We start from the raw sequence: 20,289 nt of genomic DNA, 5'->3' as shown, positions 1-20,289 counted from the left end.
CCGCCGCTGCCCCGGCCGCTCCCGCCTCCACCGCCGCCGCCGGCGTGGCTTCGCCCGCCGCCGCCAAGATCCTCGCCGAAAAGGGCGTGGACGCCGCCAGCGTGGCCGGCACCGGCCGTGACGGCCGCGTCACCAAGGGCGACGCCCTGAACGCCAGCGCCCCCGCCGCCAAGGCCGCTCCGGCCAAGGCCCCGGCCGCTCCGGCCCCGACCACGCTGTCGCTGGACGGCCGTCCGGAACAGCGCGTGCCGATGAGCCGCCTGCGCGCCCGCATTGCCGAGCGCCTGCTGCAGTCGCAACAGGAAAACGCGATCCTGACCACGTTCAACGAAGTGAACATGCAAGCGGTCATCGATCTGCGCAACAAGTACAAGGACAAGTTCGAGAAGGAACACGGCATCAAGCTGGGCTTCATGTCGTTCTTCGTCAAGGCCGCCGTTGCCGCGCTCAAGAAGTTCCCGCTGATCAACGCCTCGATCGACGGCAAGGACATCATCTACCACGGCTACTTCGACATCGGTATCGCTGTCGGCAGCCCGCGTGGCCTGGTGGTGCCGATCCTGCGCAACGCCGACCAGCTGTCCATCGCTGAAATCGAAAAGACCATCGCCGACTTCGGCCGCCGCGCCGCCGACGGCAAGCTGGGCATCGAAGAGATGACCGGCGGCACGTTCTCGATCTCCAACGGTGGCGTGTTCGGCTCGATGCTGTCGACCCCGATCATCAACCCGCCGCAATCGGCCATCCTGGGCGTGCACGCCACCAAGGAACGCGCCGTGGTGGAGAACGGCCAGATCGTCATCCGCCCGATGAACTACCTGGCCCTGTCCTACGACCACCGCATCATCGACGGCCGCGAAGCCGTGCTGGGCCTGGTCGCCATGAAGGACGCCCTGGAAGATCCGCAGCGCCTGTTGCTGGACCTGTAATCTCGGCGCCCTGAGCCCGGCGTCCGCGCGACCCTCGTGTCGGCGGCGCCCGGCCGGCCCCAGGGGCCGGCTTGCGCGGGCCGGGGCGAGTTTCACTCCCTCCTCATTCGCGAGAACACTATGTCCAAACAATTCGACGTCGTCGTCATCGGCGCGGGCCCCGGCGGCTACATCGCCGCCATCCGCGCCGCGCAGCTCGGCATGTCGGTGGCTTGCATCGACGCCTGGCAGAATGGCCAAGGCGGCCCGGCTCCCGGCGGCACCTGCACCAACGTCGGCTGCATCCCCTCCAAGGCGCTGCTGCAATCGTCCGAACACTTCGAGCAGGCCAACCACCACTTCGCCGAGCACGGCATCGAAGTCAAGGGCGTCAGCCTGAAGCTCGACACGCTGATCGGCCGCAAGAACTCGGTGGTCAAGCAGAACAACGACGGCATCCTGTACCTGTTCAAGAAGAACAAGGTCACCTTCTTCCACGGCAAGGGCGCGTTCGCCGGCCAGGTCGAGGGCGGCTGGGCCATCAAGGTCACCGGCACCGCCGAGGAAGACCTGGTTGCCAAGCACGTGGTGGTCGCCACCGGTTCGTCGGCGCGCGAGCTGCCCGGCCTGCCGTTCGATGAAAAGGTCGTGCTGTCCAACGACGGCGCGCTGAACATCGGCGCCGTGCCGAAGACGCTGGGCGTGATCGGCGCCGGCGTGATCGGCCTGGAAATGGGCAGCGTGTGGCGCCGCCTGGGCGCGGAAGTCACCATCCTGGAAGCGATGCCGGAATTCCTGGCCGCCGCCGACCAGCAAGTGGCAAAGGAAGCCCTCAAGGCCTTCACCAAGCAGGGCCTGAACATCCAGATGGGCGTCAAGATCGGCGAGATCAAGGCGACCGCCAAGTCGGTGACCGTGCCCTACGTCGACGCCAAGGGCGCCGAGCAGAAGCTGGTGGTGGACAAGCTGATCGTCTCGATCGGCCGCGTGCCCTACACCGGCGGCCTGAACGCCGACGCGGTAGGCCTGAAGCTCGACGAGCGCGGCTTCATCGCCGTGGACGGCGACTGCAAGACCAACCTGCCCAACGTCTGGGCAGTGGGCGACGTGGTGCGCGGCCCGATGCTGGCGCACAAGGCCGAGGAAGAGGGCGTGGCGGTTGCCGAGCGCATCGCCGGCCAGCACGGCCACGTCAACTTCGACACCGTGCCGTGGGTCATCTACACCTCGCCGGAAATCGCCTGGGTCGGCAAGACCGAGCAGCAGCTCAAGGCCGAAGGCCGCGAGTACAAGGCCGGCAGCTTCCCGTTCCTGGCCAACGGCCGCGCCCGCGCGCTGGGCGACACCACCGGCTTTGCCAAGGTGATCGCCGACGCCAAGACCGACGAGGTCCTGGGCGTGCACATCGTGGGCCCGATGGCCTCGGAATTGATCTCGGAAGCCGTGACCATCATGGAATTCCGCGGCGCCGCCGAAGACATCGCCCGCATCTGCCACGCGCACCCGACGCTGTCGGAAGCCGTGAAGGAAGCCGCCCTGGCCGTCGACAAGCGCGCCTTGAACTTCTGATCCGCCACGCTGCGGCTCTGCCAAAGGGGGCGGGTTTTCGGACCCGCCCTTTTTTTCTTTTGCCTGTGCCATCTCCATGAACGTCCGCGAATACTACGAACACGCCCTGGCCGAACGCGGCTACAAGCCCGACGAAGCCCAGAAGAAGGCGATCGACCGGCTGCAGCGCTATTACGACGAGTGGGTCAAGTTCAAGGCGATGCGCTCGAACGCCCTGAAGAAGCTGCTGAACCGCCCCGATGTGCCGCGTGGCGTCTATCTGTGGGGTGGGGTGGGGCGCGGCAAGAGCTTCCTGATGGACGCCTTCTACGCCACCGTGCCGGTGGTGCGCAAGACGCGCCTGCACTTCCACGAGTTCATGCGCGGCGTGCATCGCGAGCTGGAAGAAGTGAAGGGCATGCAGGACCCGCTGGACGAGGTCGCCAAGCGCGTCGCCAAGCGCTACCGCCTGATCTGCTTCGACGAGTTCCACGTGTCGGACGTGGCGGACGCGATGATCCTGCACCGCCTGCTGTTCAAGCTGTTCGAATACGGCACCTCGTTCGTCATGACGTCCAACTACGAACCGTCGACGCTGTATCCCGACGGCCTGCACCGCGACCGCGTGCTGCCGGCGATCGAGCTGATCCAGGCGCGCATGGACGTGATGAATGTGGACGCCGGCGTCGACTATCGCCGCCGCTCGCTGGAGCAGGTGCAGTGCTACCACACGCCGCTGGACGAGCATGCGCAGCAGGCGTTGCAGCGGGCCTTCGACAGCCTGGCCGATACGCCGCCGCAGGAGCCGCTGCTGCATATCGAGCATCGCGAAATCCGCGCGCTGGCGCTGGCTGGTTCGGTAGTGTGGTTCGACTTCGCCACGCTTTGCGGCGGTCCGCGTTCGCAGAACGACTACCTGGAACTGGCCAACCGCTTCCATGCGGTGATCCTGTCCGGCGTGCCGCGCATGGGTCCGCGCCAGGCTTCCGAGGCGCGCCGTTTCACCTGGCTGATCGACGTCTTCTACGACCATCGCGTCAAGCTGATCATGTCGGCCGAATGCGAGCCGGAAGAGATCTACACCGAGGGCGCGCTCGCCAACGAGTTCCATCGCACGGTATCGCGCATCCTGGAAATGCAGTCGCGCGAATACCTCGAGTCGGAACGCCGCCTGACCGCAACGTTGTAGTTATGCCGCAAGCGTCCGCCCGCGGGGCGGACGTGGCGCAATTTGCGGCATTTGCGTTGGTAATGCAAGTCATTATCAATTAACATCCGAAGACTTCTGGTCCCGCGCCGCAGTCTTCCCGTGTCCTCCCCCATCCTTTCGTCTCCGGCCTCCTGCGCCGATGCGCCCGCCACGCAGGTCGACGGCCTGTACCGGGACCATCGGCCCTGGCTGTTCGGCTGGCTGCGCCGCAAGCTCGGATGCGCGCATCGCGCCGAGGACCTGGCGCAGGACGTGTTCGTGCGCGTGATCCAGGGCCGCAAGACGGTGCGGGCTGGCGAGGCTCGGGCGCTGCTGACCACCATCGCCAAGGGGTTGGTGATCGATCATCAGCGCCACGCGGCGCTGGAACATGCCTACCTGGCCTATCTGGCCGACCTGCCCGAGGCCCATGCGCCGTCGCCCGAGACACAGGCCGAGCAGATGCAGGCCCTGATGCAACTTGACCGCCTGCTCGACAGCCTTCCGCCCAAGGCGCGTTCAGCCTTCCTGCTGTCGCAGCTGGACGGCCTGACCTATCCCGAAATCGCCCAGAGGCTGGGCGTGTCGGTCAGTTCAGTGCAGCAGTACATGGTGCGCGCCATGTCGGCCTGTTATGCGGCGTTTCATGACTAGCGCGGTCGACCGCGCCGCCATGCCGTCCGAGGCGGTCGTGCGCGAAGCGATCGCCTGGTGGGCGCGCCTGCAATCGGGGGTGGCCGACGCCGGCGATCGCGAGGCCTGTCATGCCTGGCTGGCGCGGGACCCGGCGCACCGCAAGGCCTGGGAGCGGCTGGAAAGGATCGGCCGCGATGCCCGCCGCGTGCCGGCCGCGCTGGCGCATGCGGCGCTGGAAGGCCCGGCGATGCCACGCAGGCGCGCCATCTTGCGCAATGTGCTGACACTGGCCGGCGTGGGCATGGCGGGCTGGGCCGGCTATCGGCACGCGCCCTGGCAGCGCCTGGCCGCCGATCTGAGCACCGGCATCGGCGAGCGGCGCGCGGTGGCGGTGGCCGACGGCTTGCACATCACCCTGAACAGCGACAGCGCGCTGCGGCTGCGGCTGGAAGACGGCGCGCGCGGCATCCATCTGCTGCGCGGCGAGATCCTGGTCGATGCGCAATCGCGCCCGGGCGCTCCGGCATTGCGGGTGGATACCGGTTATGGCGTGCTGCTGGCCGGGAGCGCGCGTTTCGACGTGCGCCGCACGCCTCACGGCGCGCGACTGGGCGTCTACGAGGGCAGCGTCGCGCTGCAGCGCGAAGGCCTGTCCACCCAGACCGCCGACGCGGGCGAACGCCTGGGCTACGACGACCAGGGCGGCGTCGAACGGCAGGCGGCGGATCCGGATCGCCTGGCCTGGGTCGACGGCCTGGTGGTGGCCAAGGATTGGCGCCTGGATTATTTCGCCGACTACCTGGCGCGCCAGCGGGTCGGCCTGATCCGGGTGGATCCGGCGGTGGCGGGCCTGCGGCTGTCGGGCGTCTTCCCGCTGGACGATGCCGAGCGCGCACTCAAGGCGCTTGAGCCGGCCCTGCCTATCGTGGTGACGCGTCACACGCAGTATTGGTTGCAGGTGGGGCCGCGCACGGCCTGACCGTTACAAATTTCCCGGCCGGCGCATTGCAGGTTTTCCTTCCTGGTACGGAAAGGCAGAGATAGAGACCTACGTACAGGGAGTTTTCGTGTCCGCTTCATCTTGCCCGCGCCTGGGCGCACCCTTGACCGCCGGCCGCCTGGCCGTGCTTGCCGCCACTTGCGCCGGCGCCTGGCTGGCCGCCGCGCCCGCCGCCTGGGCGCAAACGTCGCCCGCCGCGGCCCAGGCGCCGCGCACCTACCAGATCGCCGCCGGTCCGCTGGGCGACGCGCTGACCCAATTCGCGCGCAACGCGGGCGTGGTGCTGTCGTTCGATCCGGCGCAGGTGCGCGGCCTGCGTTCCGAAGGCCTGGACGGCGCCTATCCGGTGGGCGCGGGCTTCGCCCGCATCCTGGCAGGCAGCGGCCTGCAGGCGCGGGCCCAGGCCGGCAACACCTGGACGCTGGTGGCGGCGCCCGCTGGCGACACGCAGACGCTGGCGGCCGTGACGGTGTCGGGCAGCTCCTTGAGCGCGCTGGCGCCGACCGTGGGCTACGTGGCCAGCGCCAGCGTCAGCGCCACCAAGACCGATACCCCGCTGATCGAGACGCCGCAATCGGTGTCCGTGGTCACGCGCGAGCAGATCGCGGAGCAGGGCGCGCAGACGCTGAACCAGGTGCTGCGCTACACCCCCGGCGTGGCGACCGAAACGCGCGGCGCCACGGCTACGCGGCTGGACCAGTTCAGCGTGCGCGGTTTTTCCGCGTCGACCTACCTGGACGGCTTGCGCGTGTTCGGCGGGCGCGACGCCCTGCCGCAGGTGGACGCCTACCGCCTGGAACGCGTGGACGTGCTGAAAGGACCGGCCTCGGTGATGTACGGGCAGGGCGGCCCGGGCGGGGTGGTCAACCAGGTCAGCAAGCGGCCGCTGGAAGAAGCTCTGCACGAAGTCGAGCTGCAGGTCGGCAACTACGACTACCGGCGCGCCAACTTCGACTTCGGCGGCCCGCTGGATGCGGACGGCAGGTACCTGTACCGCCTGGTGGGATCGGGATACATGTCCGACGGCCAGATCGACCACACCAAGGAGCGCCGCTATTTCGTCTCGCCGGCCTTCACCTGGAAGCCCAACGGCGATACCTCGCTGACCGTGCTGACGAACTTCCAGCGCGATCCCGACATGGGCTCCTATGGCGCTGTGCCGCCCATGCGCTCGCTGCTGTCGGCGCCGGATGGCATCCGCCTGTCGCCGCGCTACTACGACGGCGACGCCAACTTCGAAAAGAGCGATCGCAAGAGCTATTCGCTCGGCTACGTGCTGGATCACCGCTTCAATGACAACCTGAAGGCGACGCAGAGCCTGCGCTGGACCCATTCCGACGCCAAGTACCGCAGCGTCTACGGCGCCTCCAGCCGCTTCTACGGCTACACCGACAGCCGCTACCTGTACCAGCAGCGCGCCGCGATCGCGACCGACGTCGAGGTCGGCGCGCTGACCATCGACAACAACCTGCAGGCGCGCTTCGATACCGGCCCCTTCGGCCACACGGTGCTGCTGGGCTTCGACTACCAGCACGTCAAGACCGACACGCTGTCGGGCTTCGGCAGCGCGCCCCCGCTGAACGTGATGAACCCGGACAACCGCCAGGACATCCCGGTGCCGGCGTTCTCCACCGACGCCACCACCACGCAGTACCAGACCGGCCTGTACTTCCAGGACCAGATCAAGATCGATCGCCTTTCGGTGCTGCTGGGCGGCCGCTACGACTGGTCGCGCAATGTCGGCGAAAGCACCGCCATCGCCACCGGCCGCACCACGCCCTCGTCGTTGCGCGCCGAGGCCTTCACCGGCCGCTTCGGCGTGATCTACAACTTCGACAACGGCGTGGCGCCGTACTTCAGCTATTCCGAATCGTTCGAGCCGCAGTCGGGCACGGGCTGGAACAATGCGCCGTTCAAGCCGATCGAGGGCAACCAGTACGAGGTCGGCATCAAGTACCAGCCGCCGGGCAGCGCGACCCTGCTGTCGGTGGCGGCATTCGACATCCGCCGCGAGAACATGCTGACCACCGATCCCGATCCGACGCACCTGTGCGGCACCTCGAACGCGCGTTGCCAGATCCAGTCCGGCGAACTGCGCACGCAGGGCATCGAGCTGGAGGCCAAGACCGAACCGCTGCGCGGCCTGACGCTGATGGCCGGCTATTCGCTGCTGGACAACGCCTATTCCAAGGCCAACCCCGGCACCACGGGCCTGAACCTGAAGGGCAAGGCGCCGGTGGGCGTGCCGTCACAGCAGGCCTCGGCCTGGGCCCGCTATCAGTTGCAGGGCGGCCCGCTGGCCGGCCTGGGCGTGGGCGGCGGCGTGCGCTACATCGGGTCGTCGTACGGCGACGAGGCCAACACCATGAAGGTGCCATCGGTGACGCTGTTCGACCTGATGCTGGACTACGACATGGGCCGTGTGTCGCCGTCGCTCAAGGGCATGCAGGTGGCGTTGAACGTCCAGAACCTGTTCGACAAGGAATACATCGCATCGTGCTCGGGCGATTCGTGGTGCTGGTACGGCTACCAGCGCTCGATCAAGGCCAGCCTGCGCTATCGCTGGTAGCGTGGCCGGCGTGTCCGCGGCCGGGCCACGGACACGCTTTCAGGCAGTCTCTCGCATCGTAGTGAGAATGGTTATAATTCAATCCCAACCGACACGGAACCTGCCGCGGGGCGATTCCGGATCGGCATTCACAACAGGAAAATCGACAATGAAATTCGCAAGGACTTTGGCAGCCGTGGCGCTGCTGGGCAGCGCCGGCGCGGCGCAGGCGCACTTCGTCTGGCTCGAGCGGGCCGACCAGGGGCCGGCAAAGGCGTACTTCGGCGAATGGGCGGACGACCTGCGCGAAAAGCGCGACGGCCTGCTGGGCAAGGTCCTGGTGGCGCCGGTGGTCACCGGCGCCGACGGCAAGGCGCTCAAGGCGTCGGCCCAGGGGGCGGATTTCGTCGAGTTCGCCGCCAGCGGCAAGGGCGATGTGCGCCTGTCGCAGCCGATCCAGTTCAAGGACACGCTGATGCAGTACGGCGCCAAGGCCGGCCGCGAAGACACCCAGGGCAAGCTCGACCTGGAACTGGTGCCGGCCGCGGCGGGCAGCAATACCTTCGTGCTGCAGTTCAAGGGCAAGCCGCTGGCCAAGACCGAAGTCACCGTGTTCGGCCCGCCCAAGTGGGAAAAGCGCTTGCGCAGCGACGAGAACGGCCGCATCGAGATCACCACGCCGTGGCCGGGCCAGTACGTGCTGGAAGCCGCCCACGTCGAGGACAAGGCCGGCGAGGCCGACGGCAAGGCCTACGCCAAGATCCGCTACGTTTCCACCCTGACCTTCAACGTGACCAAGTGAAAGCTCCCGCAGCCGGCGCAGGCATGATGCGCTACCGTCTGGCCGTGGCCTCGCGGGCCCTGGCCGCCATCCTCGGCGGCTACGGCCTGGCCTCGGCGGCCGCGGCCTGCCTGGCCGTCTGGCTGCCCATGCAGCGCGCCGATGCCGTCGTCACGGCGCAGATGTCGGCCTTCGTGGTCTACACCTGTGGCGTCATCTGGGTGTTCGCCACCCGCAACGCCTGGCGCGCCTGGGCCGGCATCCTGTTGCCGGCGGCGCTGTTCGGCGGCCTGTTCCTGATCGGCCGCATGGTGGGGGGCGCATGAAACCCAGTACCGGAAAAGCGCAAGGCGAAGAGGGCCTGCGCCAATCCATGTCGTGGCTGCACACCTGGTCGGGCTTGATCTTCGGCTGGGTGCTGTTCGCCATGTTCCTGACCGGCACGCTGTCATTCTTCCGCCCTGAAATCACCCGCTGGATGCAGCCGGAGATCCAGGCGCAGGCCGCGCCCACGCTCGAATCCGTGACCGTGGCGCAGCGTTACCTGACCGAGCATGCGCCCGACGCCAAGCGCTGGTTCATCACGCCGCCGACCGACCGCGAGCCGCTGATCCAGCTGCTGTACCAGGTGCCCAAGCCCAAGCCGGGCGAGCGCGGTTTCGTGCGCGTCAAGCTCGATCCGCGGACCGGCCAGGCCGTCCAAGGGCGCGAGACGCGCGGCGGGGATTTCTTCTACCGCTTCCACTTCGAACTCGAAACGGCGTTCCCATGGGGGCGCTGGCTCGCCAGCATCGCCGGCATGTTCATGCTGGTGGCGATCATCAGCGGCATCATCACCCACAAGAAGATCTTTGCCGATTTCTTCACTTTCCGCCCGAAGAAGGGCGGCCAGCGGGCCTGGATGGACGGCCACAACGCGTTGTCGGTGCTGGGGCTGCCATTCCACCTGATGATCACATTCAGCGGCCTGGTGCTGTTTGCGACCATGCTGATGCCGGCAGGCATCCTGGCGGTCTACGAAAACCCGCGTCAGTATTCCGACGATGTATTCCCCGGGTTCAAGGTCACGCCACCGCGTAACGAACCTGCGCCGCTGGTCGCGCTGGCGCCGCTGGTGGAGCAGGTCGAGCAGCGTTGGCAGGGCCGGGTCGGCCGCGTCACGGTCAACAACCCCGGCGACGCCGGCGCCACCGTCACCTTGACGCGCGATGCGGCCGATGGCGTGTCCTATGGCCGGCTCGCGCCCTACGCGCGCTTTGATGGCGTCACCGGCGCCTTCCAGGAGGGGCAGGACGAGCTCAGTCCCACCGTGCGCACCGCTGGCGTGATCGTCGGGCTGCACCTGGGCCTGTTTGCCGAACCGCTGTTGCGCTGGTTCTATTTCCTGGTCAGTCTGGCGGGCACCGGCATGGTCGGTTCCGGCCTGGTGCTGTGGATCGCCAAACGGCGCCAGAAGGCGCGCCCCGGCGCGCGCGAGGCCTTCTCGCTGCGCCTGGTCGATGGCTTGAACGCCGGCACCATCGCTGGCCTGTTCATCGCGGTCGCCGCGTTCTTCTGGGCCAACCGCCTGGTGCCGGCCGACCTGCCGGGCCGCCCGCTATGGGAAGTGCGGGCGTTCTTCGCGGCCTGGGGCCTGTCGCTGGTGTACGCCTTCGTGTTCCACAAGCGCAAATGGGTGGATCTGCTCTCGGCCGCCGCCGCGTCGCTGGCGCTGGTGCCGGTGATCAACGCCGTGACCACCTCGCGCCACCTGGGCGTGTCCCTGCCGACCGGTGACTGGGTGATGGCCGGTTTCGACCTGACCTGCCTGGCGGGCGCGCTGCTGCTGGGCTGGATGGCGCGCAAGGCCGCCCGCGCGCGCAAGGCGCCGGCCAAGGCCGGCGGCAAGGCCGCGGCCCGGACGGCGGCGCCGGCGCAAGTCCAGGCCCGACCCCAACCCGACACGCAAGCCCAATCCGTCGCCCGGCCGCGCGCGCCGGTCGCGTCCGCGATGGCGCAAGCCACGCCTTCCGAAGCCGCCTATGAACCGAGGTGATACGCCATGACGCTCGCCGCCTTCTGCCTGGCCTACGCGGGGTTCTCCGCCCTGTGCCTGGGCATGGACCGTCACTACGAAGACCTGTTCGACCGCGCCTTGCCGCGCCGCCATCGCGTGCCGCTGCGCACCTTCGGCTGGCTGGCGCTGGCGCTGTCCCTGTGCGCCTCGGCCGCGGTCTGGGGCTGGAGCTACGGCACCGTCGAATGGATCGGCATCCTCAGCATCGCGGGCCTGCTGCTGATCTGGTTCCTGACCTTCCGGCCACGCGCCGCGTTGACGGCCGGCGGGCTGTGCGCGGTGGCTGCGCCCTTGCTGGCCGTCCTGTAGGCGCACCGTCGGCCTGGTGTCCGCGTCCGCGCGCGCACCCGCCGCGCAGGGGCGGCGTCGCGCCCGGGCGGCGCCGGTCATTCAGGCGCCCCGCGCGGCACGTTACACTGGGCGTTTCACCAAGCAAACGCCTTCATCGTCCATGAATACCCGCGTCCTCACTGGCATCACCACCTCCGGAACCCCTCACCTCGGCAACTACGCTGGCGCGATCCGCCCGGCGGTCCAGGCCAGCACGCAACCGGGTGTCGACGCGTTTTTCTTCCTGGCCGACTACCACGCGCTGATCAAGTGCGACGACCCGGCCCGCGTGGCACGCTCGCGGCTTGAGATCGCCGCCACCTGGCTGGCGGTGGGGCTCGACCCGGAACGCGTGACCTTCTATCGCCAGTCGGACATCCCCGAGATCCCCGAACTGAGCTGGCTGCTGACCTGCGTCACGGCCAAGGGCCTGATGAACCGCGCGCATGCCTACAAGGCCTCGGTCGACCAGAACGTGGCCAAGGGCGTGGACCCGGACGACGGCGTGACCATGGGCCTGTTCTCGTATCCGGTGCTGATGGCCGCGGACATCGTCATGTTCAACGCCAACAAGGTGCCGGTGGGCCGCGACCAGATCCAGCACCTGGAAATGGCGCGCGACATCGCCCAGCGCTTCAACCACCTGTACGGCCGCGAGTACTTCACGCTGCCCGAGGTTGCCATCGAAGAAGACGTGGCCACCTTGCCGGGCCTGGACGGTCGCAAGATGTCCAAGAGCTACAACAACACCATCCCGTTGTTCGAGGGCGGCGCCAAGGCCCTGCGCGCCTCGATCATGCGCATCGTCACCGACTCGCGCGAACCAGGCGAACCCAAGGACGCCGAAGGCTCGCACCTGTACACCATCTATCGCGCCTTCGCCACGCATGAACAGGCCACGGCGTTCCGCCAGCAGCTCGAGCAAGGCCTGGGTTGGGGCGAGGCCAAGCAGGCGCTCTACGACCATCTGGAGAATCTGCTGGCGCCCATGCGCGAGCGCTACTTCGACCTGATGGCCAACCCCGGCCGCATCGAAGACGTGTTGCAGGCGGGCGCCGCCAAGGCGCGCAAGCTGGCGGTGCCGATGATGCGCGAGCTGCGCGAGGCCGTGGGCCTGCGCAACCTGAATGCGCAGGCGCCGGGCAAGCAGGCGCAGGCCAAGAAGGAAAAGGGCAAGGGCGCGCGCTTCGTCAGCTTCCGCGATGAAGACGGCGGCTTCCGCTTCCGCCTGCTGGCCGCGGATGGCGAGGAACTGCTGCTGTCGCAGCGTTTTGCCGACCCCAAGGAGGCCGGCGCGCTGATGCGACGCCTGCAGTCGGAATCGCCAGAAGCGCTGTTGCAAGCCACCGCCGATGGCCTGGCCGCGGTACTGGACGGCGCGGTCGTGGCGGCGGCGCCCGCGGGCGCCGCCGGTGACGCGCAGGCGCAGTTGGCGAAAGCGCGCGACGCGTTGCTGTCGATGGCGCAGGAATAACGCGGCGAGCGCAACGACAAGGGCGGCGCGATTGCGCCGCCCTTGTCGTTTGTAATCCGAAACCGATACCGCTTAACGCGCGCCGGCGGAGACGATGCGGCCGTCGCGCACCTGGAAGCGCTGCGCATTGCCCTGGCCGGCGATCTCGAGCATGTCGCCTTCCGAATAGCCGGTGACCGTCGGGCAATCGAGCCATTCCGGGTTGATGAACGGAAAGTACTTCAGCGTTCCGCTGCCCTGGCTGGCGAAGTCGAAGGTGGTGTTGGCCACGACTTCCGGATCCCACTGGCTGGCGTCGAAGGTCAGGACACAGCCGGCGCCGATACGGTAGATGATGCTTGCGCCCATGCTGGCAAAGCCGAGCGCGCCGACATGCAATTGCGCGCCGTTGGTCAGTTCGATGATGCGGCTGCCCAGGCGTTCCAGCGTGATGTGCTTGAAGGTGACCTCGGCGCCGTCCACCTTCAGGTGAGCGTATTGGCCCAGGGTGACTTCGTTGTAGGCGCCGCTCAGGCTGGCTTCCTTTTCGGTAATGGTTGCCGTTTCGTTGGCGGCAAGCGTAATGGTATTGCGCATGGCGGGCGGATCTCCGGTCTCTCAGGTATGGCGCTATTTTTCTTGTGCTTCTACCCGATAGGCGCTTGCGCCGCAGCTCGCCTGATCATGGGTGTGCCACTGCCGTGCGGACCCGACTTCGCCGGCTTTTATTATTTGGACACAATTCGATATTTTCGCTTATTTTTGTTGAATCCGGCTTGAGAGAACGCAAGGAAAGGTAGCAACCGCGGGAAAGTCCTAGGTTGAATGACAACCGGCGCCTGGGCGCCGGTCGGAAGGTGCTGCGACGCCGCCTGGCCGGCTCCCGGAGGGGGAGCCGGCCAGGCGCGATTCAACGCTTGAGCTTGGCGAATGCGTCGGCCATGGCACTGTTCATGCCGGCGCCGCCGGCGTTGCCGCGGCCATTGTCGCCCTGGGGACGGCGTCCGGGACGATCGCCGCCCTTGGGGGCATCAGCGCCTCGGCGCGCCGGGGCGGCGGTGTCGTTCAGGCGCATGGTCAGGGCCACGCGCTTGCGCGCCACGTCCACTTCCAGCACCTTCACGCTGACCGTCTGGCCGACGCGCACGACGTCGCGCGGATCCTTCACGAACTTCTCGGCCAATGCCGAGATGTGGACCAGGCCGTCCTGGTGCACGCCGATGTCGACGAACGCGCCGAAGTTGGCGACGTTGGTCACGACGCCTTCGAGCACCATGCCGGGATACAGGTCGTTGAGCGTCTCGACGCCTTCCTTGAACTGCGCGGTCTTGAACTCGGGACGCGGATCGCGGCCGGGCTTTTCCAGTTCGGCGAAGATGTCGCGCACCGTCGGCAGGCCGAAGCGTTCGTCCGTGAAATCGGACGGCGACACGCCCTTGAGCGCGTCGCGCTGGCCGATGATCTGTTTCACTTCCGCCTTGATCTTGGCGACGATGCGCTCGACCACCGGATAGGCTTCCGGGTGCACCGACGAGGCGTCCAGCGGGTTGTCGCCGTTGGGGATGCGCAGGAAGCCGGCGGCCTGTTCGAACGCCTTGTCGCCAAAGCGCGGCACCTTGCGCAGTTGCTCGCGGGTGGGGAAGGCGCCGTTCTCGTCGCGCCAGGCCACGATGTTCTTGGCCAGCAGCGAGTTCAGGCCCGACACGCGCGCCAGCAGCGCCGCGGATGCCGTATTGACGTCGACGCCGACCGCGTTCACGCAATCCTCGACCACCGCGTCCAGCGAACGCGCCAGCTCGCGCTGGTTGACGTCGTGCTGGTATTGGCCCACGCCGATGGCCTTGGGATCGATCTTGACCAGTTCCGCCAGCGGATCCTGCAGGCGGCGCGCGATCGACACGGCGCCGCGCAGCGTCACGTCCAGGTCGGGGAATTCCTGGGCGGCGGTCTCGGAGGCCGAATAGACCGAGGCGCCGGCCTCGGACACGACCACCCGCGTCACCTTCAGGTCGGGGAAGCGTTCCTGCATGTCGCCCACCAGCTTCTCGCTTTCGCGCGAGGCGGTGCCGTTGCCGATGGCGATCAGGTCGACCTTGTGGCGCGCGACCAGCGCGGCCAGGGTGTTGATGGTGCCCTCGCGGTCGCGGCGCGGCTCGAACGGGTAGACCGTGGTGGTGTCGACCACCTTGCCGGTGCGGTCGATCACCGCCACCTTGCAGCCCGTGCGGATGCCGGGATCCAGGCCCAGCACGGCCTTGGGGCCGGCCGGCGCGGCCAGCAGCAGATCCTTCAGGTTGGCGGCGAACACGCGGATGGCTTCGGCCTCGGCGGTCTCGCGCAGGCGGCCGATCAGTTCGCTTTCGAAGGCCGTCACCAGCTTGACGCGCCAGGTCCAGCGGCAGACTTCGCCCAGCCAGCGCGCGCGCGGCGAGGCGTCCAGCGCGAACAGGCCGTTGCCCAGCTTGAGGAAGCTGGCGATGCGCGCCACGCAGGGATGCGGCAGTTGCGCTTCGAGTTCGGCTTCCAGGCCCAGGCGGATTTCCAGCACGCCTTGCTGGCGGCCGCGCAACAGCGCCAGGATGCGGTGCGACGGCAGCGTGCGCAGCGGCTCGTTGAAGTCGAACCAGTCGCGGAAGTTGGCGCCTTCGGTTTCCTTGCCGTCGACCATCTTGGAATACAGATAGCCGGTGGACCAGAGGTGCTCGCGCATGTCGGCCAGCAGGTCGGCGTTCTCGGCGTAGCGCTCGGCCAGGATGTCGCGGGCGCCGTCCAGCGCCGCCTTGGCATCGTTGATCGAGGCTTCGGGATTCAGGTATTGGGCGGCCAGCGCGGCCGGATCGCACGCGGTGTCGGCCAGGATGGCGTCGGCCAGCGGTTCCAGGCCGGCCTCACGCGCGATCTGGGCGCGGGTGCGGCGCTTGGGCTTGTACGGCGCGTACAGGTCTTCCAGGCGCTGCTTGGTATCGGCGGTGGCGATTTCCTGCTGCAGTTCGGGCGTGAGCTTGCCTTGCTGCGAGATCGATTCGAGGATCGCGCCACGGCGCTCTTCGAGTTCGCGCAGGTAGCCCAGGCGCACTTCCAGGTTGCGCAGGACGGTGTCGTCCAGGCCGCCGGTGGCTTCCTTGCGGTAGCGTGCGATGAACGGCACGGTGGCGCCGTCATCCAGCAGTTCCACTGCCGAGGCGATCTGGGAGGCGCGCGCGCCAAGCTCGGTGGCGAGCTGGGCCACGATACGGGCATTGTCGACGCCGGCGGCGACGTTCGTGATAACGGAAGTTTCAGACATCTCGATACGACGGCAAAAAGGAAAAACAAGGGGCGGATTGTGCCATAAGCCGCTGTTACAGAAAGTGCCAGGCGGGATGCATCCGTCCCCCTCTGGTGCATCGTTTGCGACGCTTGCGGCGGAAAAGGGCGGCGCCAGCGGGTATCATTTGATCCTTTCCCACCCACTCAGTGTCTGGCGCCCCGACCGTCCCTCGGCACGGTCGCTTGCGACGCTAGGCTGTTTCCATGCTGGACCTGGACATCTCCGAATTCTTCGCCGAGGACGGCCCGCTCGCGTCGGCCTTGCCCGGCTACAAGCCGCGCCCGTCCCAAGTGGAGCTGGCCCAGGCGATTGGCGAGGCCATCCGGGACCGCGCCACCCTGGTGGCCGAGGCTGGCACCGGCATCGGCAAGACCTGGGCCTATCTTGTACCCGCCTTCATCCAGGGCGGCAAGGTGCTGATTTCGACCGGCACCCGCACACTGCAGGACCAACTGTTCGCGCGCGACCTGCCGCGCGTGCGCGCCGCGCTGGCCGCGCCCGTCACGGCCGCGCTGCTCAAGGGCCGCGGCAACTATGTCTGTCATTACCACCTGGATCGCCTGCAGGGAGACGACCGGGCGCTGAAATCGCGTTCCGAGATCCAGCAATTGCGCCAGATCCAGGTATTCGCCGGCATTTCCAAGACGGGCGACCGCAGCGACCTGGCGCAGGTGCCCGAAGATGCGGATATCTGGCAGCGCGTTACCTCGACCCGCGAGAACTGCCTGGGCCAGGAATGCCCGCGCATCCGCGACTGCTTCGTGGTGAAGGCCCGCCGCCAGGCCCAGGAGGCCGACGTGGTGGTGGTGAACCATGCGCTGTTCATGGCCGACCTGGTGCTGCGCGAAGAGGGCGTCACCGATCTGCTGCCCGAGGCCGACACCGTCATCTTCGACGAAGCCCATCAACTGCCCGACACCGCCACCCGTTTCCTGGGCAGCAGCGTGTCGACCCACCAGTTGCTGGACTTTGGCCGCGCGCTGGAGGCCGCGGGCCTGGCCTATGCGCGCGAAGCCACCAAATGGAGCGACGTGGCGCGCCACGTCGAGACGGCGGCGCGCGAGTTGCGCCTGGCCTGTGCGCCACTGGACCGGATGCCGGGCCGCAAGGCCACGTTCGAGGCCATTCCCAATGCCGAGGAGTTCGACACCGCGCTGGCGGTGCTGCGCGAAGCCATCGACGTCGCCACCAACGCGCTGGGCTCGGTCGCCGAGCGGCATCCCGACCTGGTGGCGGCCGCGCGCAGCGGCGCCGAGATCGCGGTGCGCCTGAAACGCTGGGCCACGCCCGGGCGCGATGCGGGGGGCTCCGGTTTCGATGATGAAGGCTGGGGCCGCGACGACCAGGCGCCCGCGCCCGTGGCGGCGCTGGCGGACGGCCTGTCCACGCCGACGGCCATTCTCGAAGGCGCGGCGGCGGCAGGTGAATGGACTGGCCCGGCGGTGCGCTGGGTCGAGCATGGCCAGCATCACGTGCGGCTGCATTCCGCGCCGCTGTCGGTGGCGCAGGCTTTTTCCAAATACCGCAAGCCCGGGCAGGCCTGGATCATGACCTCGGCCACGCTGTCGGTGAACGGCGAGTTCACCCACTTCACCAGCCAGCTGGGGCTGGAGCGAGCGCGCACCGGCAAGTGGGAATCGCCTTTCGACTATCCCGAGCAGGCGCTGCTGTTCGTGCCGCGTGGCATGCCTGAACCGCAGTCGCCGCAGTTCCTCGACCGTTTCGTGCAGACGTTGCTGCCGTTGCTGCAAGCCAGCCCGGGCGGCACGCTGGTGCTGTGCACCACCTTGCGCGCGGTCGACAAGGTCGCCAACCTGTTGGCCGACGCTTTCGACGATGCCGGCCACGATTGGCCGTTGCTCAAGCAGGGCGAGGGCACCCGCCGCGATCTGTTGGACAGGTTCTGCAAGCTGACCCATCCGGTGCTGGTCGGCAGCGCCAGTTTCTGGGAAGGCATCGACCTGCCGGGCGACGTGCTGACGCTGGTGGCGATCGACAAGCTGCCGTTCGCGCCGCCGGACGACCCGGTGATCGAGGCGCGGCTGCGGGCCTGCCGCGCCCACGGCGGCAATCCCTTCTCGGAATACCAATTGCCCGAGGCGGCCATCTCGCTCAAGCAGGGGGCCGGCCGCCTGATTCGGACGGAATCCGACTGGGGGGTGTTGATGGTGGGCGATGCCCGACTGGTCGAGAAGCCCTACGGCAAGCGACTGTGGCGCGGCCTGCCGCCCTTCGCGCGGACGCGCGAACTGGAGGAAGTGCTGGCCTTCTACCGGCGCAAGCAGGAATAGGACCACAAGAGGACGACACGGACCCAAAAAAAAGCCCTTCGACGAATCGAAGGGCTTTTTCCCATGCGGCGGTGTTCAGTTCAGTTGAACGGATTCCACCAGCTCTTGTCAGCCTTCAGGCCCTTGTCCTTGAACGTGCTGTTGGGGAAGTTCTTGTCGAACACGCGCTGCGAGTCGTTCTTGAGTTCGGTCATGCCGAGCTTGTCGTAGGACTGCACCATCAGGTAGAGCGCTTCTTCGGTGGCGGGGGCGCCCTCGAAGTCGGTGATGACGGTCTGCGCGCGGTTCGCCGCGGCGATGTAGGCGCCGCGCTCGTAGTAGTAGCGGGCCACGTGGACTTCGTTCATGGCGATGGTGTTGACCAGCCACGCAACGCGCTTTTCGGCGTCCGGGGTGTACTTGCTTTCCGGGTAGCGCTTGATCAGGTCGTTGAACGCGTCGTAGGAAGCGCGCAGGCCCTTCGGGTCGCGCTCGGCCGGATCCTGGCCGGTGATGCTGCTCATGAAGGCGCTGGCGGGCGTGAAGTTGATCAGGCCTTTCAGATACAGCGCGTAGTCGGTGCCGGGGTGGTTCGGGTAGAGCTGCTGGAAGCGGTCGATCGCGGCCAGGGCCTGTTCGTTTTCACCGTCCTTCCAGTTGACGTAGGCCAGTTCAAGCAGGGCCTGCTGGGCGTAGACGCCGAACGGGTAGCGGCTTTCGATGGCGGTCAGTCGCTCGCGAGCTTCCTTCCAGCCGCCCGACGAGATTTCGGCCTTGGCGTCGGCGTAGAGCTGTTCAGCGCTCCAGTTGGTGGTCTTGTCGTACTTGCTGTTGGTCGAACCGCAACCGGCGATCGCGATGACGGCAAATAGCGCGATAACCACGCGCAAAACCGACCCGCTTCGGGAGGCGGGGTTCAAGGGAGCTGCGGAGTGGTGAATCACGAGAATCGTATCCTTGGTGTTAGCATGGCAGGCTGATTATATGATTTGTCTCCATGTCTGATACAGCCACCCCCGCAGATCTCGTTTCCGACGATGAACTCCTGGGCTTTCCCGGCGAATCCTCCGGTGAAAACCAGCGGGGCGAGCCGCAACTTGTAACGGTGCCGTCGGGCACGCGCGCCGATAGGCTCGACAAGGTGCTGGCGGGGTTGTTGCCGGATCATTCCCGCAGCCGCCTGCAAGGCTGGATCGAGGCTGGCAACGTACAGGTGAATGGCGCGCCTGGCAAGGTCCGCCAGACCGTCGGCCCGGGCGACGAGATCGCCGTCTGGGCCCAGCCCGCGCCGGAAGCCCTGGCGTTCGCGCCGGAGGCGATCGATTTTCCCGTGGTGGATGAAAGCCCCGACTGGATCGTGGTGAACAAACCGGCCGGCCTGGTGGTGCACCCTGGCGCCGGCAACTGGAGCGGCACGCTGCTCAACGGCCTGCTGCACCGGTATCCGGAACTGGCCCAGGTGGCGCGCGCCGGCATCGTTCACCGGCTGGACAAGGATACGTCCGGCCTGATGGTGGTGGCGCGCAACGAAATCGCCCAGACGCACCTGGTGCGCCAGCTGCAGGCGCGCAGCATGGGCCGCGAGTACGTGGCGCTGGCGCATGGCTGGCTGGCCGCCGCCGGCAAGGTCGACCGCCCGATCGGGCGCGATCCGCGGGTGCCGGTGCGCATGAGCGTCGAGCGGCCGGTGGCGCCCAAGCCGGCCGTCACCCACTACGCGCCCGCGCGACGCGGCCAGATCGATCCCGGCGGCCGCGCCACCGAAGTGGTCTGTCGCCTGGAGACCGGCCGCACCCACCAGATCCGCGTGCACCTGGCCAGCCTCGGCCATCCGCTGCTGGCGGATACGATCTACGGTGGCAAGAACATCGCGGGCGCGCAGCGGCAGATGCTGCATGCCCGCGCCCTGCATTTCGACGATCCGGGCGGGCGTGGCGAGGTCCAGTTCGCCGCCCCCGTGCCGGCGGACATGACCCTGGTCCAGGAAGCGATCGCATGGAACGCGTGATTGAAGGCTTGCCCGTCGTGACCGGCCCCGCCTGGGCCGGCGTCAACTATTTCTGCACCACCCGGGCCGGCGGCGTGGGCGTTGCCCCGCATGACACCCTCAACCTGGGGCGCCGTGCCGGCGATGATCCCGACACCGTGGCAGAGAACCGCCGCCGCTTGCGGGCCGCGCTGCCGGCCGAACCCTTATGGCTGCGCCAGGTGCATGGCAGCGAGGTGGTCGATGCCGACGCGGCCGGCCTGCCCGACGAAC

The 20,289-nt window shown here is 67.7% G+C and carries 17 protein-coding genes; 14 read left to right on the top strand and 3 right to left on the bottom strand.

The annotated features are described in order from the left end of the window. The 11 genes from odhB to DK459_RS12765 all read left to right on the top strand — a co-directional run. Positions 1–929: 2-oxoglutarate dehydrogenase complex dihydrolipoyllysine-residue succinyltransferase (gene odhB, locus DK459_RS12815; protein WP_053498025.1), on the top strand; the 929-nt coding region annotated here is incomplete at its 5' end. A 120-nt stretch (positions 930–1,049) separates the two neighbouring features. Continuing rightward, complete coding sequence (gene lpdA, locus DK459_RS12810; protein WP_006389383.1) at positions 1,050–2,477, top strand: dihydrolipoyl dehydrogenase; 1,428 nt, start codon at positions 1,050–1,052, stop codon at positions 2,475–2,477. Between the two features lie 76 nt (positions 2,478–2,553). After that, entirely contained in the window at positions 2,554–3,645 is a 1,092-nt protein-coding gene (zapE, locus tag DK459_RS12805) for a cell division protein ZapE (RefSeq protein WP_006389384.1), read from the top strand. A gap of 120 nt (positions 3,646–3,765) precedes the next feature. After that, positions 3,766–4,299 carry a sigma-70 family RNA polymerase sigma factor gene (locus tag DK459_RS12800; RefSeq protein WP_006389385.1) on the top strand — a complete coding sequence of 178 codons (534 nt, stop codon included), beginning with the start codon at positions 3,766–3,768 and terminating at the stop codon, positions 4,297–4,299. Then, the gene (locus DK459_RS12795; RefSeq protein ID WP_006389386.1) at positions 4,292–5,260 is read left to right on the top strand and encodes a FecR domain-containing protein; all 969 of its coding nucleotides are present in this window, start codon (positions 4,292–4,294) and stop codon (positions 5,258–5,260) included. Before DK459_RS12800 ends, DK459_RS12795 begins: the two co-directional genes overlap by 8 nt. Positions 5,261–5,348: 88 nt before the next feature. Further along, positions 5,349–7,850, top strand: a complete 2,502-nt coding sequence (locus DK459_RS12790) for a TonB-dependent siderophore receptor (protein WP_081089651.1) — start codon at positions 5,349–5,351, stop codon at positions 7,848–7,850. 148 nt (positions 7,851–7,998) lie between these two features. Next, a complete protein-coding gene (locus DK459_RS12785) occupies positions 7,999–8,631 on the top strand; it encodes a DUF4198 domain-containing protein (RefSeq protein ID WP_024068152.1) in 633 nt (210 codons plus the stop codon). 23 nt (positions 8,632–8,654) lie between these two features. After that, positions 8,655–8,936 carry a DUF3649 domain-containing protein gene (locus tag DK459_RS12780; RefSeq protein ID WP_006389389.1) on the top strand — a complete coding sequence of 94 codons (282 nt, stop codon included), beginning with the start codon at positions 8,655–8,657 and terminating at the stop codon, positions 8,934–8,936. Beyond that, a complete protein-coding gene (locus DK459_RS12775; RefSeq protein ID WP_070781252.1) occupies positions 8,933–10,645 on the top strand; it encodes a PepSY domain-containing protein in 1,713 nt (570 codons plus the stop codon). The genes DK459_RS12780 and DK459_RS12775 overlap by 4 nt, the downstream gene beginning before the upstream one ends. A gap of 6 nt (positions 10,646–10,651) precedes the next feature. Beyond that, complete coding sequence (locus tag DK459_RS12770) at positions 10,652–10,975, top strand: DUF3325 domain-containing protein (protein WP_020924626.1); 324 nt, start codon at positions 10,652–10,654, stop codon at positions 10,973–10,975. 142 nt (positions 10,976–11,117) lie between these two features. Beyond that, on the top strand, positions 11,118–12,470 hold the full coding sequence (locus tag DK459_RS12765) for a tryptophan--tRNA ligase (protein WP_006389391.1): 1,353 nt from the start codon (positions 11,118–11,120) through the stop codon (positions 12,468–12,470). Positions 12,471–12,542: 72 nt separating this feature from the next. Here DK459_RS12765 and DK459_RS12760 read toward each other — a convergent pair whose 3' ends face one another. Together DK459_RS12760 and tex are read right to left on the bottom strand one after the other, a co-directional pair. Then, the gene (locus DK459_RS12760; protein WP_006389392.1) at positions 12,543–13,046 is read right to left on the bottom strand and encodes a hypothetical protein; all 504 of its coding nucleotides are present in this window, start codon (positions 13,044–13,046) and stop codon (positions 12,543–12,545) included. Between the two features lie 313 nt (positions 13,047–13,359). Further along, positions 13,360–15,735: an RNA-binding transcriptional accessory protein Tex gene (gene tex / locus DK459_RS12755; RefSeq protein ID WP_024068156.1), complete on the bottom strand. Its 2,376-nt coding sequence runs from the start codon at positions 15,733–15,735 to the stop codon at positions 13,360–13,362. Positions 15,736–15,962: 227 nt separating this feature from the next. Here tex and DK459_RS12750 point away from each other — a divergent pair, with 227 nt between their 5' ends. Further along, positions 15,963–18,050 carry an ATP-dependent DNA helicase gene (locus DK459_RS12750; RefSeq protein WP_006389394.1) on the top strand — a complete coding sequence of 696 codons (2,088 nt, stop codon included), beginning with the start codon at positions 15,963–15,965 and terminating at the stop codon, positions 18,048–18,050. 80 nt (positions 18,051–18,130) lie between these two features. Here the strand turns inward: DK459_RS12750 and DK459_RS12745 are convergent, their stop codons facing one another. Next, positions 18,131–18,919: an outer membrane protein assembly factor BamD gene (locus DK459_RS12745; protein ID WP_006389395.1), complete on the bottom strand. Its 789-nt coding sequence runs from the start codon at positions 18,917–18,919 to the stop codon at positions 18,131–18,133. A gap of 107 nt (positions 18,920–19,026) precedes the next feature. On the opposite strand from DK459_RS12745, the gene DK459_RS12740 reads away from it, so the two are divergent. Together DK459_RS12740 and DK459_RS12735 are read left to right on the top strand one after the other, a co-directional pair. Then, positions 19,027–20,037, top strand: a complete 1,011-nt coding sequence (locus DK459_RS12740; RefSeq protein WP_006389396.1) for an RluA family pseudouridine synthase — start codon at positions 19,027–19,029, stop codon at positions 20,035–20,037. Beyond that, a partial coding sequence (locus tag DK459_RS12735) for a laccase domain-containing protein (protein ID WP_199234284.1) occupies positions 20,025–20,289 on the top strand: 265 nt, incomplete at its 3' end. The genes DK459_RS12740 and DK459_RS12735, both read left to right, overlap by 13 nt.

This window comes from Achromobacter sp. RW408, from assembly GCF_003184165.1.
GTDB classification, from domain to species: Bacteria; Pseudomonadota; Gammaproteobacteria; order Burkholderiales; family Burkholderiaceae_B; genus Achromobacter; species Achromobacter xylosoxidans.
The sequence above is the reverse complement of the archived record's forward strand: the minus strand, read 5'-3'. Positions and strand labels throughout refer to the sequence as shown.